Source organism: Campylobacter sp. IFREMER_LSEM_CL1085 (assembly GCF_025772235.1).
In the GTDB taxonomy this organism is placed as follows: Bacteria; Campylobacterota; Campylobacteria; order Campylobacterales; family Campylobacteraceae; genus Campylobacter_D; species Campylobacter_D lari_D.
This window is the reverse complement of the sequence record NZ_JAKMRU010000012.1, coordinates 16,381-29,475: the sequence shown is the minus strand read 5'-3', so window position 1 is coordinate 29,475 and position 13,095 is coordinate 16,381. Positions and strand designations below refer to the sequence as shown.

Annotated in this window: 17 protein-coding genes; 1 reads left to right on the top strand and 16 read right to left on the bottom strand. The window is 30.6% G+C overall.

The window, feature by feature from the left end:
- Positions 1 to 18: 18 nt before the first annotated feature.
- On the top strand, positions 19 to 339 hold the full coding sequence (locus tag L8W56_RS06070) for a hypothetical protein (RefSeq protein WP_039617382.1): 321 nt from the start codon (positions 19 to 21) through the stop codon (positions 337 to 339).
- On the opposite strand, the gene recO is transcribed toward L8W56_RS06070, so the two are convergent.
- The 16 genes from recO to atpA all read right to left on the bottom strand — a co-directional run bounded on the left by recO (position 323) and on the right by atpA (position 13,090).
- Positions 323 to 937, bottom strand: coding sequence for a recombination protein RecO (recO, locus tag L8W56_RS06065; RefSeq protein WP_263659722.1), 615 nt, complete (start codon positions 935 to 937; stop codon positions 323 to 325). The genes L8W56_RS06070 and recO overlap by 17 nt on opposite strands.
- Positions 938 to 1,450: a cysteine hydrolase family protein gene (locus L8W56_RS06060; protein WP_263659721.1), complete on the bottom strand. Its 513-nt coding sequence runs from the start codon at positions 1,448 to 1,450 to the stop codon at positions 938 to 940. It lies immediately after the preceding gene.
- Positions 1,443 to 2,204, bottom strand: coding sequence for an ATP-binding protein (locus tag L8W56_RS06055; protein ID WP_263659720.1), 762 nt, complete (start codon positions 2,202 to 2,204; stop codon positions 1,443 to 1,445). Before L8W56_RS06055 ends, L8W56_RS06060 begins: the two co-directional genes overlap by 8 nt.
- The gene (locus tag L8W56_RS06050) at positions 2,201 to 2,887 is read right to left on the bottom strand and encodes a 5'-methylthioadenosine/adenosylhomocysteine nucleosidase (protein WP_133319656.1); all 687 of its coding nucleotides are present in this window, start codon (positions 2,885 to 2,887) and stop codon (positions 2,201 to 2,203) included. The genes L8W56_RS06055 and L8W56_RS06050 overlap by 4 nt, the downstream gene beginning before the upstream one ends.
- A complete protein-coding gene (gene fabD / locus L8W56_RS06045) occupies positions 2,884 to 3,804 on the bottom strand; it encodes an ACP S-malonyltransferase (RefSeq protein WP_263659719.1) in 921 nt (306 codons plus the stop codon). The genes L8W56_RS06050 and fabD overlap by 4 nt, the downstream gene beginning before the upstream one ends.
- Positions 3,804 to 4,385: an FKBP-type peptidyl-prolyl cis-trans isomerase gene (locus L8W56_RS06040; RefSeq protein ID WP_263659718.1), complete on the bottom strand. Its 582-nt coding sequence runs from the start codon at positions 4,383 to 4,385 to the stop codon at positions 3,804 to 3,806. Before L8W56_RS06040 ends, fabD begins: the two co-directional genes overlap by 1 nt.
- Positions 4,386 to 4,398: 13 nt before the next feature.
- The gene (locus tag L8W56_RS06035) at positions 4,399 to 5,391 is read right to left on the bottom strand and encodes a tetratricopeptide repeat protein (RefSeq protein WP_220566502.1); all 993 of its coding nucleotides are present in this window, start codon (positions 5,389 to 5,391) and stop codon (positions 4,399 to 4,401) included.
- Between the two features lie 11 nt (positions 5,392 to 5,402).
- Positions 5,403 to 5,888, bottom strand: a complete 486-nt coding sequence (gene pal, locus L8W56_RS06030) for a peptidoglycan-associated lipoprotein Pal (RefSeq protein WP_263659717.1) — start codon at positions 5,886 to 5,888, stop codon at positions 5,403 to 5,405.
- Between the two features lie 66 nt (positions 5,889 to 5,954).
- On the bottom strand, positions 5,955 to 7,154 hold the full coding sequence (gene tolB / locus L8W56_RS06025; protein ID WP_220566503.1) for a Tol-Pal system protein TolB: 1,200 nt from the start codon (positions 7,152 to 7,154) through the stop codon (positions 5,955 to 5,957).
- Positions 7,154 to 7,930 carry a TonB C-terminal domain-containing protein gene (locus L8W56_RS06020; RefSeq protein ID WP_133319662.1) on the bottom strand — a complete coding sequence of 259 codons (777 nt, stop codon included), beginning with the start codon at positions 7,928 to 7,930 and terminating at the stop codon, positions 7,154 to 7,156. Before L8W56_RS06020 ends, tolB begins: the two co-directional genes overlap by 1 nt.
- Before the next feature lie 3 nt (positions 7,931 to 7,933).
- Positions 7,934 to 8,323: an ExbD/TolR family protein gene (locus L8W56_RS06015; RefSeq protein ID WP_133319663.1), complete on the bottom strand. Its 390-nt coding sequence runs from the start codon at positions 8,321 to 8,323 to the stop codon at positions 7,934 to 7,936.
- Positions 8,324 to 8,884, bottom strand: a complete 561-nt coding sequence (locus L8W56_RS06010) for a MotA/TolQ/ExbB proton channel family protein (RefSeq protein WP_220566504.1) — start codon at positions 8,882 to 8,884, stop codon at positions 8,324 to 8,326.
- Positions 8,884 to 9,276 carry an ATP synthase F1 subunit epsilon gene (gene atpC / locus L8W56_RS06005; protein ID WP_133319665.1) on the bottom strand — a complete coding sequence of 131 codons (393 nt, stop codon included), beginning with the start codon at positions 9,274 to 9,276 and terminating at the stop codon, positions 8,884 to 8,886. The genes L8W56_RS06010 and atpC overlap by 1 nt, the downstream gene beginning before the upstream one ends.
- A 2-nt stretch (positions 9,277 to 9,278) precedes the next feature.
- Positions 9,279 to 10,676, bottom strand: a complete 1,398-nt coding sequence (atpD, locus tag L8W56_RS06000) for a F0F1 ATP synthase subunit beta (RefSeq protein WP_133319666.1) — start codon at positions 10,674 to 10,676, stop codon at positions 9,279 to 9,281.
- Between the two features lie 14 nt (positions 10,677 to 10,690).
- Positions 10,691 to 11,575: an ATP synthase F1 subunit gamma gene (gene atpG, locus L8W56_RS05995; RefSeq protein ID WP_263659716.1), complete on the bottom strand. Its 885-nt coding sequence runs from the start codon at positions 11,573 to 11,575 to the stop codon at positions 10,691 to 10,693.
- A 9-nt stretch (positions 11,576 to 11,584) separates the two neighbouring features.
- The gene (gene atpA, locus L8W56_RS05990) at positions 11,585 to 13,090 is read right to left on the bottom strand and encodes a F0F1 ATP synthase subunit alpha (RefSeq protein ID WP_133319668.1); all 1,506 of its coding nucleotides are present in this window, start codon (positions 13,088 to 13,090) and stop codon (positions 11,585 to 11,587) included.
- Positions 13,091 to 13,095: the final 5 nt, after the last annotated feature.

Genomic DNA, 13,095 nt, shown 5'->3' with positions numbered 1-13,095 from the left:
ATAAAACAAGGAAGGTTCATGGCAGCTCATATCAATTCAAAAGGGATTTACAAAGCATTAGGTGGCATTAGAACAAGTGCAAATAATCTAGCAGCACATGCTTCAAAGCTTAACAATCAAAGTTTAAATTTCGAGCAAGTTTTACAACAAACACAACCAAAATGTATAAGCACTTGCTTACAAAGTTCTCAAAAACAACTTGGAAATTTGCTTGAAGATATTAAAAATAGCAAGGAAGCTATTATAAAAAATACACATATTGATAGTGCAAATATCATCGCAAAATTAAGACAAGAGGCTATTATGATGTATGATATTACTCTTAAAAACCCTCTTTAATGATTTTATATAAATTATCAATATATTCATCGCTAAAATGCGATGAATTAAAATTTTCATAAAACCTCACAAGATCTTTAGTTTTAAACTCATAGCCAAAAGCACATTTTTTATGCGCAGGCAAAAAAGCCCTTACCAATACAACATCTTCTTTTATACACTCATCGCATAAAAAGCAAACAAAATCCTTATGCAAGCGCCCTTCAAAGTTTAGAATCTTTAAATAAGCATCCACAATCACACGCTTACAATCTTGTTTTTCAAAACGCTTAGCACAATCTTCTAAAAGCTCAAAATAAAAACTATCAATCTCCTCAACATCTTTTAAATGCCAATAAAAAAGCCTGATAAATTCTTGCCAAAAAAACATTTTTTCTCTATCTAAAACCCAAGAAAATCCAATGTGTAAAACATCTTTTAAGCGCGGTAAAAATCTAGAACTTTCTTCAAGTTCAAAATCAATCTTATATCCATTTAGAATATTAGAATGTCTCATTCCGTAAAATCTATAACTTTTAATAACTTTTTTGGCACTTAAAAGATAAACAATCAAATCCTCATCTTTTACGCTCTGAGTGTGCAAAATAAAGCCTTGCATCTATAAAAGCTCTATGCCATAAGCTTGTAAAATTTCATAAGCACTATTTTCTAAAGATTCATTAAAACTTGCAGTAGCATTTTTATGTAAAATAATTTTAGAATTAGGCGTGGCGCTTTGAGCTAAAATAATATTACTAAATACACAAATATGCGAAACCAAACCACAAAATTCTATACTTTCATAATGATTTTGTTTTAAAAAATTAGCCAATTCTAAACTACCAAAAGCATTCTTATAAAAGATTTTTTTTGCATTTTTTAAATACGCATTAAAATCACTTGGCATTTGCCAACCAAAAGTATCTTTAATACAATGATAAATAGGCAGTTTTTTTCCTTCTTGGGTTTTTAAATAGCTCTCATCATGCGTATCAAAAGTAAAAACAACATCACCTTGATGATTTTTTAAAAGAGTAAGAATATTATCTTTTATCTTGGTAGCTTTTTCAAAACCTAAGCTACCATCGATAAAATCATTTTGATAATCAACTATAATTAAAAGTTTAGTCATTATCCTTAACCATGAAAAAACTATCCGTGTGGATATTTTCAAATGCAGTTTTTAAGCTCGTAAATAATTTTGGATTTTCTTTTTCTAAATTTGCTAAAAGCTGTTTAGCTTCTTCTCTAGCATGAGGAAATTTTACATTTTTTTCACTTAATTTCATGCCAGGACAAAATTCATTACCAATTACTTCTAATTCATTATTAATAGCATTTTCTCTTAATTGCCTTTCTCTTACAAAAATCAAAGGACGGATGACTTCTATACCTCTTTTACTTTTATATTTTGGCGCTAAACTTCTAAGAGTACCATTATAAATGAAATTCATAAAAAAACTCTCTACTGCATCATCTAAATGATGAGCTATGGCTAACTTATTAAAACCATTTTCTAAGGCGTAAGTATATAAAGCTCCACGTCTCATTCTTGAAAAATAGCTACAAAAGCTTGAATTTTTTCTAATGGTATCACCTGAAATTTCATAAATATTAGAATCAATAACCTCATGGTCAATACCATGTTCTTTGCAGTGATTATGAAGTTTGGTGTAATCTTCACCCATGCCATAACTTAAAGTTACTGCTTTAAGTTCAAATTTAAAAGGTGCATGTGCTTGCATACGCTTTAAAAGATGAGCTAGGGCTAGAGAGTCTTTCCCGCCACTAAGTCCTAATAAAACTTTATCATTATCTCCTATTAAGGAAAACTTGGCATTTGCTTTTGCAACTTCTCTGATTAGTCTTTTGCTAAGATTTATCATAATTTCTCACAAATTTTTAAAACAAAATTAGCTGAAATTTTAGCGGATTTTTCTACAAACTCATCAAAGTCAAATTCAGCTTTTTCACCTGCCTTATCACTCATTGATCTTAAAACCAAACATGGAATTTTTAAAGCATCACATACCAAAGCCACACTAGCTCCTTCCATTTCACAAGCATCTGCGTTAAAAATTTCTCTAATTTTTGCTTTTTTATTCTCATCACAAATAAATTCATCACCCGTAGCGATAATACCTGATTGTAATTTAACACCAAGTTCTTTAGCGACCTCTATGGCAAGATTATTAAGCTTATCATCTGTTTTTATAAAAATTTCATTACCAGGAACATAACCAAGCGGATGTCCAAAAGCTGTAATATCTAAATCATATTGAGCTAATTTTGTAGCATAGATTAAATCCCCTATTTCCAAACTAGGATTAAAAGCACCAGCCACTCCTGTAAAAAGCATAAGTTCAGCTTTAAATTTTTCTATCATAATAGTTGCGCTAAGAGTGGAATTTACTTTCCCTATCTTAGAATAAGCGATGATTAATTCATGATTTTTGTATTTTGCAATATAATAAGTATTATTTGCATATTCAATTGTTTGATATTCTTTTAATGTTTCGAGTAAAGGAGTAACCTCTTCGGGCATAGCTCCTAAAATAGCTATTTTCATTTAATCACCTTTAGAATTTCATCAATATCTTCTATTTTACTTAAAGCATAAGTTTCTTTTTGAGTGATTTTTTTATTTAAGCCCTTTAGCACGCTCGCACCAAATTCTATATAAAAATCCACTTCATTATCTATTGTTTTAATGCTTTGCTTATAAAGAACAGGCTTTATAAGTTGCTCGCTTAAAAGTGTTAAAGCTTGAGTTTTATCACTATATATTTTTGCATTTACATTTGAAACTACACTTTTAAAATCATCTTTTAACACAAGCTCTAGTTCTTTTGTAAGTTTTAAAGACGCATTTTTTAATAATGGACAATGGCTTGCAACACTCATATTCAAAAGCATAGCTCTTTTGGCTCCTGCATTCTTAAACTCACTCTCATAAGAAGCTAAATCAGGCTTTAAACCCGCTACTACAACCTGTCCTTCACAATTATAATTAGCTGCAAAAATACTTTTTTGCTCACTTAATGCCTTTTGGCAAAGTTCTTCTACTACTTTATCTTCAAGTCCTAAAACCACCATCATACCAGCTTCGATTTTAGAGCAATCCTCCTGCATAAATTGGCCACGCTTGTTAACAAGTGCTATAACATCTAAAAAGTCAAATGCACCTTGAGTCGCTAAAGCACTAAATTCTCCTAGTGAATGGCCTAAACTATACTTAGCTTCTATACTAGCTTGCTCTTTTAAAGCTTCATAAGCCATTAGTGAGTTTAACACTATGGCCATTTGTGTAAATTCACTTTTATTTAAATTTTCATTTTCCTTAAAAAGCAAATTTTTAAAATCAATTTTACAATAATCACTTGCACAATCTAATAATTCTCTTGCTTTAAGTGAATTCTCATAAAAACTAAGCCCCATACCAACACTTTGAGAGCCTTGGCCTGGGAAAATAAATGCACTATTCATTAGTGTCCACCGCAGCAACCGCCACCACCATGTCCGTGGCCACCACAACATCCACCACCATGTCCGTGATGATGATCATGATGATGTCCTCCACCACCACATCCACAACTTCTGCTACCTGCAATAATTCCTGTTAAAATTTCATCTTCACTTGCAGCTCTAACATCTACAATATTAATTGAAAATAACAAGTCTTTTCCTGCGTAAGCATGATTATAATCAATAGTAACTTCATTCTCAGTAATTTCTCTAACAATTACTCTTACTGTATTACCATCTTCGCCTTCGCCAAAAAGCTCCATACCAACTTGCAAATCAATCCCTGCAAATTGTTCTTTTGGTAAAGTTTGCAATGCATTTGCATCATATTCACCCAAAGCATTTTCTTTTTTTATCACAATATCGGCATTACACGGGGCATCAAGTTTTTGAATTTCTTCTTCTAGTCCTTCTAAAATTTGACCCTTACCTAAAATAAAAGAAATAGGTTCAGCATAAATATTTGATTCTAAAACTTCATTTGTGTTTGCATCTTTTAACTCATAAAACATTGAAACTACACTATTTTTTTCTATAGCCATTTTATCTCCTTTTTTATTTTCTATCTGGCGAAACTTTTGCTTCAGGACTATCAGGATAAGCTGTCTTTAAAGCTTTGTAAAATTTATTAGCACTTTTTGGATCCCCAACTTTATCTAAGCTAATAGCCGTATGATAAAGTAATTTTGGCACATAATCACCCTTGGTGCTTATAGCAGAACTTTTTTTGTAAAATCCCAAAGCGCCTGCATAATCTTTTTGTTTATATCTTATCTCTCCAAGCCAAAAAGTAGATCTAGCAGGTTTATAATGGATACTAATTAAATGCTCAAATTTTTCTTTTGCATCATCAAATTGATTTTTATTGGTTTCATCAATAGCTTTTTTTAAAATTTCGCTAGATTGCAGTTTTTTCCAACTATCATCTTTCACTTGAACAATTTCTTTTTCCAAAGTCGTATTTACTTCTTTAATGACTTCTTGGGTTTTATTGCTTTCACTAGCAATAGGAACAACTTGGATATTATTTGTTTGATTTTGCACTCTAGCTATTTCCGATTGAAAAAAAGTTATGGTTTGGTTCATATCTTCTTTAGAAACATAATCATCATTAATTTTATTGATCAAAGTTGTTATTTCGCTCAATACTTTTTGAATTTCTTGGTGATTTTTTTCTTGAATTTGCCTATTTTCTTCTACATAAGCTCTTAAATTTTGAATTTCTTTTGTGATATTTGCATCAAAATTTTGATAGTTTTCTTCTAGTGAAAGTAATTTTGTATTTGCTTTAGAATATTGAGCATTTAAACCCTCAGTTACACTTTGTAAACCTTCTATATTTTCTACAGCAGTATTTATCTTACTAGTCAAATTAGTATAATATTCATTTAAAGCTTTTAAGCGTTCTTGATTTTCGTATTGTAATTTTTCATTTTGAGTTAAGCCATAAGGTGTTTTTGTATCTACTTTTCCTGCATCAAATGCTGAAATTTCAGCGTATAAAAAAGTAGCTCCTAAAAGAGCTACTGATAATAATTTGATTTTCATTTATTTAAAACTTATTTTGATAATTTAAATTCTGCACGACGATTTTGCGCATCACAAGCTTTTGTTCTTTCAGTACATACAGGATTAGTTTCTCCATAACTTTTTACGCTTATTCTATCTGCGCTAACACCTTGAGCTACTAAAGATTCTTTAACAGCTTTAGCTCTTTTTAAACCTAGAGCTTGATTGTATTCATCAGTTCCCCATTCATCGCAGTTTCCCTCAACTACAATTGCAGCATTCGCGGCTTCTTTGTTGAAAATTTCAGCATTATCTGCAACAACTTTTTGCATATCTCTTCTAACATTAAATTTATCAAAATCAAAATACACATTTGCAATAGAATTTAAAGATTCAAGATTTTCAAATCTATCAGAACCACCACTACCTTTTGATCCATCTACACTACTTGAACTGCTTACACTAGTATTTTTTGTAGCACAACCACTTACAATAACAGCAAACGCAGTAATTGAAGCAAAAATGATTTTTTTCATTGCTTTTCCCCTTTTTTATTTAAAAATCATGTTTAATTATAACAAAAAAAATACAATTTTGATATTTTACCAATCAATTGATTGAATTTTACCCACCTTTAAACCATAATGAAAAGCCCTATTTGCATTAATTCTAATGACTCCTAAGGCACTTTGTGAACCTAAATATTTAATAAATACTACACTTTCTCCATCACTTGAAAATCTTGGAAAAAGATTTTTACCATTTGCAGTGAGTTGTCTTATATAATCACTCTGGGTTGACATTAAATAAAGATTAAAAACCCCACTTTGATTTACCTCCCTGCTAGAATAAACCATATAATGTTTATAGGTAGAAACTGAAGAATTATTTTTACCATGAAAAACTACTTGTTCTGTTAAATTAGAATCTAAATTTTGCATAAAAATATTTGGATAACCTAAACGATCTGATACAAATACGATTTTTTTATCATCATCTACAAAGTTGCCATTTACATCAATACCCGTATAATTTGTAATCTGTTTTAAATCTTTTGTATCTGTATCATACAAATACACATCTGGCTGATCTTTTGGCGCCATAGTAAGTAAAATTTTTTTACCATCATCGCTAACATCAGAAGCAACCATCATACCCTTACTAGCAATGATTTTTGTGATGTTTTTATTTTTCATATTATATTTATAAAGTGTTGGAATTTCATCTTCATAAGCAGTGAAATAAAATGCATCTTGTTCTTTATTTGCCCATTTGGGAAATAAATTTAAACCTTTTGATATTAATATCTTTTGATAAGTTAAAGTATAATCTGCTAACAAAATATCACTTTGCTTATTACCTTGAGTTCTAGCTATTAAAATTTTATGATCCATCCAATCAACTGGTGCAAAACCTAATTTTCTATTCATTTGAGCGACACTTCTATGTGCTAAAAATGGATATTCTTCAATGGAAAGAATTTGCTCATAAAATCTCGTTTTTGTTTCATTTGCAGCTAAAATTTCAACATCAATATCCAAAAGCTTACCATTTTTATTTAAAACATAAGAAAAAATATAATCACCTTGTTTTTCATCTTGAGTTAATTCAAAATTTGAACTCACTTTTATATCATTAACAAGCATATTATAAAAGCTTTTTTTAAGATCTAAATCATTCAATCTTGATTGGTCTTTAATATAAATTTTAGGTAATTGCATACCTTTATTTACAACAGATATTGTCGCATCTTGCCCAAATAATACTGAACAAAAAAATAAAAACGCTAATATTTTTTTCATCACTTCTCCGTTTTAAACTCAATTATATCACTAAGTTTCATTTTAATTTTTCTTATTTTACCATTTGGAGGTAAAGTTATGTATTTTCCTTCTAAATTTTGTAAAAATTCTTTTGCCTTTTTATCAAAATTATCACTATGTGCACTAGTGGTACTTAACAAATAAAAATATCCGTTATTATCAATTACAAATTCTACTTCTATACTTAAATTACCACTAGGATTGTATATTCTCCATCTATCTTCAAGATGTTTTCTAACAGCACCTAAAAATTGATCATAAACTCCTATTTTTTGTTCTATAACAGATTGTCCTAGTTCTTGATTAATTTGTAGATTTTCATTTAATTGCTTAGAAAAATCATTGATTTTTTCTCTTTGAGTAAAAGTGGGTTTTTTCGATGGCATTGAAGATTGCACTTTTGTAGTTTTTTCTTCTTGATAGTCTTCTATTTTGCCAAATAACTCATTGAAAACACTAGCTTGTTGTTCTACATTTTGAGTATTAACATTTTTATTTGTAGTGTATTTTTGCAAAAGATTCTCTTCAAATAAACTTTGCAAATTTTCCTTTTGTAACTCTTGTATCATATTTACTTGATTTTGATTTATACTATCTCCAAGTTCTATATTAATAAAACTATTAGGATCATTAGTATATTCAATAGCTTTTGGCTTATATTCGACTAACTTAAAAAATACTAAAAAAACAACAAAAAAATAAACTAAAATCGCATAAGTAAAAGCTTTAAAATTATATGTAGAATTTTCTTCCATTTTTTACTCAGTTTGCAAAGCAACTTTTTGAAAACCCAAATGCTTCATTGTTCTTAAAACACTCATTACATCATCATATTTTAAATTCTTATCCGCTCTAATGAAAACTGTTTCTTGAGTATTATATTGCACTTTTAATGCATTCATATTATCCGCAAAACTTAAAAAATTAAATTTATCTTTTCCTATAAAAATTTCTTTTTTTGCATTAATTGTTATAATTAAACTTTTGATATTTGGAGCACTTGAAGTTTTTTGTGAACCTTGAGGAAGTTGAACTTTTTCTTCATATGTAATACTTGGTGCTGTTACCATTAAAATAGCAAGCAATACAAGCATAATATCCACTAAAGGTGTAATATTTAGTTCGGGTTTTTCTTCTAAAAACATCAATTAAACCTTTGCTGAACTTACTAATACTTTTATCTCACTATCTAAAATATTAATTAGTTCATAAGCTTTGCGTTTGATAATCAAATGAAAACTATATGCGGGAATTGCCACTAAAATTCCACAACCTGTAGCTACCAAAGCTTCACTAATTTTTGGTGCAATAATACTCAAAGAATTTTGCATTTCTAAACCACCAAAAGTTTCAAGTATAGAAATAACTGTACCAAAAAGACCTATAAAAGGAGAGGTTGAAGCAATAATACTAAGCCAAGTTAATCCAATTGTGGCTTTTTTTTCAACAGAATTTTTATAAATATTCATCTTAGTTTCATCAATCTCAATACATTTTTTTAAAATTGATGCACTTTGGCTTAAATCCCTCTCTCCTCTCATCAAAGCTTCTAAAGCCTGACTTTCATCTTGCATCCATTTATTAATAAGCATTAATCTTGAGAATAAAATGCTAAAACTAAGTATAAAATACACCGAAAGCCAAGCCAATACAATATAAGTAATTAAGCTTGTATTTTCAAAAAAATGAAAAATTGATTGAAAATCCACTATTTTTGCCTTACATTATTATCCATCTTAGCAAAAGTAGAAGCTAAAGCAACACTATCACTACTCATAGATTTGATTAAATCTTTTGCATCTGCTAATCTTTTTGCTATTTCACTATCACTATTTCCTCCAACCCACACAGCACCTTTTGCTAAAACACTTACTTTCGTTTCAGAAACTTTCGCATGACCTGAATCAATAGCAACTAACTCATGGGTAGAATCTGATTTTTCTATATCTATAATCCCTGCCCTTAAAGAAGAAATTAAGGATGCATGTCCTTTTAAAACACCAAATTCACCTTCACTTCCAGGAAGAACAATAGATTTTACATTATCATTGTAAATCATACCAAGAGGCGTTACCACCTCTATATGTATTAAATTATCCATTATTAAGCCTTAAGTTTTTCTGCTTTTTCAATAACTTCATCAATTCCACCTACCATATAGAAAGCATTTTCAGGTAAATGGTCATATTTTCCTTCTAAAATACCTTTAAAACCTGCTATTGTATCTTCTAAACTAATATATTTACCAGGACTTCCTGTAAATACTTCAGCAACGAAGAATGGTTGAGATAGGAATTTTTCAATTTTTCTTGCTCTTTCAACGATCAATTTATCTTCTTCACTCAATTCATCCATACCTAAAATAGCAATAATATCTTGCAAATCTTTGTATTTTTGAAGTACTGATTGTACTCCACGAGCTACTTTATAATGCTCTTCACCAATAATTTGCGGATCAAGCATTCTTGAAGTAGAATCAAGCGGATCAACAGCTGGATAAATACCTTTTTCAGCAATTGATCTATTTAAAACCGTAGTTGCATCTAAATGCGCAAAAACAGTTGCAGGAGCAGGGTCTGTTAAATCATCTGCTGGCACATAAACTGCTTGAACTGAAGTAATAGAACCTTTTTTAGTTGAAGTAATTCTTTCTTGGAATTTACCCATTTCGCTAGCTAAAGTTGGTTGATAGCCAACGGCTGAAGGAATTCTTCCTAAAAGTGCCGACATTTCAGAACCTGATTGTGAAAATCTAAAGATATTATCAATAAACATCAATACATCAAGTCCCATTTCATCTCTAAAATACTCAGCCATAGTAAGACCTGTTAAAGCAATACGATTTCTTGCTCCTGGTGGTTCATTCATTTGACCATAACATAATGCAACTTTATCTAAAACATTACTTTCTTTCATTTCATTGTAAAGATCATTACCCTCACGAGTTCTTTCACCAACACCTGCAAAAACAGAATAACCGCTATGTTTAAATGCAACATTGTGGATTAACTCCATAATAATAACGGTTTTACCAACACCTGCACCACCAAAAAGTCCTACTTTACCACCTTTTGCATAAGGAGCTAACAAATCAACTACCTTAATACCTGTTTCAAAAATTTCACTTTTTGTACTTTGCTCTTCAAATGGAGGTGGATCTCTATGGATTGACCAATGTTTATCAAAATTGATCTCTTCGCCCTCATCAATCAAATCACCTGTTACATTAAAAATTCTTCCAAGTACTTTTTCGCCCACTGGAACGCTAATTGGGTTTCCAGTCGCAACAGCCGTTAAACCCCTAACAAGACCATCAGTCATATCCATAGCGATAGTTCTTACTTTATTATCACCCAAATGCGCAGCTACTTCAAGCACTAGCTTGCATTCTTTTCCTTCTAATTCATAATTTACGATTATAGCTTCGTTAATTTGTGGAAGATACTCTTTAAATTCAACATCAACCACTGGTCCTAAAACTTGAGAAATAAAACCTTGCATCATCACTCCTAAATTTATTTCATTGACTCAACACCACTGATAATTTCTATCAATTCGGTGGTAATAGATTCTTGTCTTGCTTTATTATAAGCTAAATTGAGCTGTTTAACTCTAGCTTTTGCATTATTGGTTGCATTATCCATAGCTTGCATTCTTGCACTATGCTCAGCCGCCAAAGAATCAACTAAAGAAAAATACATATTATATTCAAAATAAGTTTTTAATAAATCATTTAAAATTTCTTCATCTTCAGGTTCTAAATCCATTAAAGATTGAGACTCTTGTTCTTCTTTGCTCGCAATAGCTTGCACTGGTAATAATTCATTAATACGAATTTCTTGTGAAATCATATTTTTATAGCCATTATGTACAATTACAACCTTATCTGTAACTTCATTTATAAAATCATCAACTGCATTTTCAATAATAGCACAAGCTTTTTCATAATCAGGGCTGGAGCTTGTGTCTAAATATTTTTCTAAAATTTCAATATTTTGAAAATTAAAATACTCTATACCTGTTTTACCAATAGCTCTTAATCTTACTTTGATTTTTTTTGCTTTACAATCTTCAAGCATTTCATTTACTGTTTTAATAGTTTTAATGTTAAAACCACCGCATAAACCTTTATCAGCAGTAATGAAAATAATATCCATTTTCTCAATATTGTCTTTTTTTCTAAAAAACGGAAGTTTATCATCAAGTCCTTCGTATTGATTAATCTTGAAAGCAATTTCAGATAAAACTTCATCAATTTTTTGAGCAAAAACTTTTGACTTTTTAGCTGCCTCTTCTGCCTTTCTTAATTTGGCAGTAGAGACAAGCTTCATAGCATTAGTTGTCTTTTGTGTATTATGAACACTTTTTATTTTTCTTTTAATTTCTTTTAAATTAGACATTTAAAAACCTTATATGTGGTTTGCTTTAAACTCACTCAATGCTTTAGCTAATTTTTCTTCTAAATCTTTATCTAAAGCCTTTTTGGTTCTAATTTGCTCAAAAATTTCTGGATATTTAGCTTCAATAAATGGATATAAAGCTGCTTCAAATTCTCCAATTTTAGAAACTGCTATATCATCTAAATATCCTTTAGTTCCCGCATAAATCATCACTACTTGATTTTCAGCTGAAAGCGGAGAATATGGAGGTTGCTTTAAAACTTCAACCATTCTTTGTCCGCGTTCAAGTTGCTTTCTACTTGCTTCATCTAAATCACTTGCAAATTGTGCAAAAGCTTGCAATTCTCTATATTGAGCTAAGTCAAGTCTTAAGGTACCTGAAACTTGTTTTGTTGCTTTAATTTGTGCAGCACCACCAACACGAGACACAGATAAACCAACATTAATCGCAGGACGAATACCTGAGTTAAACAAATCTGTCTCTAAGAAAATTTGACCATCGGTAATTGAAATAACATTGGTTGGAATGTAAGCTGAAACATCCCCTGCTTGAGTTTCAATAATAGGTAATGCTGTTAAGCTTCCTGCACCAAGCTCATCACTTAATTTACTTGCTCTTTCAAGCAATCTTGAATGTAAATAAAATACATCCCCTGGATAAGCTTCACGACCCGGAGGACGACGCAAAATCAAAGACATTTCACGATAGGCAACAGCATGCTTACTCAAATCATCATAAACAATCAACGCATGTCTTGAGTTATCTCTAAAATACTCACCCATAGTTACACCTGTATATGGAGCAAGATATTGCAATGCAGCAGGATCTGAAGCACCTGCATTTACCACTATACTATAATCCATTGCGCCGTATTCTTCAAGCTTTTTAACTACTTGAGCCACTGTGCTTTGTTTTTGACCAATTGCCACATAAATACAAATAACATCTTTACCTTTTTGACTAATAATCGTATCTATTGCAACAGTAGTTTTACCCGTTTGTCTATCACCAATAATTAGCTCTCTTTGTCCTCTACCAATTGGAACTAAAGCATCAATAGCTTTAATACCCGTATGTAATGGTTCATGAACACTTTTTCTAGCCATAATACCTTTTGCTTTTTCTTCCACAAAGCGATATTCACTTGTTTCAATAGCTCCTTTAGCATCAATTGGCTCACCTAAAGCATTCACAACACGGCCTATCAACGCATCACCAACTGGAACCTTTAGAAGTTTTTTTAATCTTTTTACAGAACTTCCTTCTTTTAAGCCAAGTCCCTTTCCTAAAATAACAATACCAACACTTGATTCTTCAAGGTTAAGCACCATTCCCTTTTCGCCATTTTCAAATTCAACCATCTCACCGGCCATAGCATTTTTAAGACCATAAACCTTAGCAACACCATCAGCAACTGAAATAATCTTACCGGTTTCTTCTATTTCAAGATTAAAATCAAATTTTTCAATTCTTTCTTTTATAATAGAACTAATTTCATCTGCTTTAAATTTCATCAAGT

What these genes read in the sequence shown, in the direction of transcription:
- L8W56_RS06070 (WP_039617382.1), top strand. Translation starts at nt 19, where the DNA reads ATGGCAGCTCATATCAATTCAAAAGGGATTTACAAAGCATTAGGTGGC.
- recO (WP_263659722.1), bottom strand. Translation starts at nt 937, where the DNA reads ATGCAAGGCTTTATTTTGCACACTCAGAGCGTAAAAGATGAGGATTTG.
- L8W56_RS06060 (WP_263659721.1), bottom strand. Translation starts at nt 1,450, where the DNA reads ATGACTAAACTTTTAATTATAGTTGATTATCAAAATGATTTTATCGAT.
- L8W56_RS06055 (WP_263659720.1), bottom strand. Translation starts at nt 2,204, where the DNA reads ATGATAAATCTTAGCAAAAGACTAATCAGAGAAGTTGCAAAAGCAAAT.
- L8W56_RS06050 (WP_133319656.1), bottom strand. Translation starts at nt 2,887, where the DNA reads ATGAAAATAGCTATTTTAGGAGCTATGCCCGAAGAGGTTACTCCTTTA.
- fabD (WP_263659719.1), bottom strand. Translation starts at nt 3,804, where the DNA reads ATGAATAGTGCATTTATTTTCCCAGGCCAAGGCTCTCAAAGTGTTGGT.
- L8W56_RS06040 (WP_263659718.1), bottom strand. Translation starts at nt 4,385, where the DNA reads ATGGCTATAGAAAAAAATAGTGTAGTTTCAATGTTTTATGAGTTAAAA.
- L8W56_RS06035 (WP_220566502.1), bottom strand. Translation starts at nt 5,391, where the DNA reads ATGAAAATCAAATTATTATCAGTAGCTCTTTTAGGAGCTACTTTTTTA.
- pal (WP_263659717.1), bottom strand. Translation starts at nt 5,888, where the DNA reads ATGAAAAAAATCATTTTTGCTTCAATTACTGCGTTTGCTGTTATTGTA.
- tolB (WP_220566503.1), bottom strand. Translation starts at nt 7,154, where the DNA reads ATGAAAAAAATATTAGCGTTTTTATTTTTTTGTTCAGTATTATTTGGG.
- L8W56_RS06020 (WP_133319662.1), bottom strand. Translation starts at nt 7,930, where the DNA reads ATGGAAGAAAATTCTACATATAATTTTAAAGCTTTTACTTATGCGATT.
- atpC (WP_133319665.1), bottom strand. Translation starts at nt 9,276, where the DNA reads ATGGATAATTTAATACATATAGAGGTGGTAACGCCTCTTGGTATGATT.
- atpD (WP_133319666.1), bottom strand. Translation starts at nt 10,676, where the DNA reads ATGCAAGGTTTTATTTCTCAAGTTTTAGGACCAGTGGTTGATGTTGAA.
- atpG (WP_263659716.1), bottom strand. Translation starts at nt 11,575, where the DNA reads ATGTCTAATTTAAAAGAAATTAAAAGAAAAATAAAAAGTGTTCATAAT.
- atpA (WP_133319668.1), bottom strand. Translation starts at nt 13,090, where the DNA reads ATGAAATTTAAAGCAGATGAAATTAGTTCTATTATAAAAGAAAGAATT.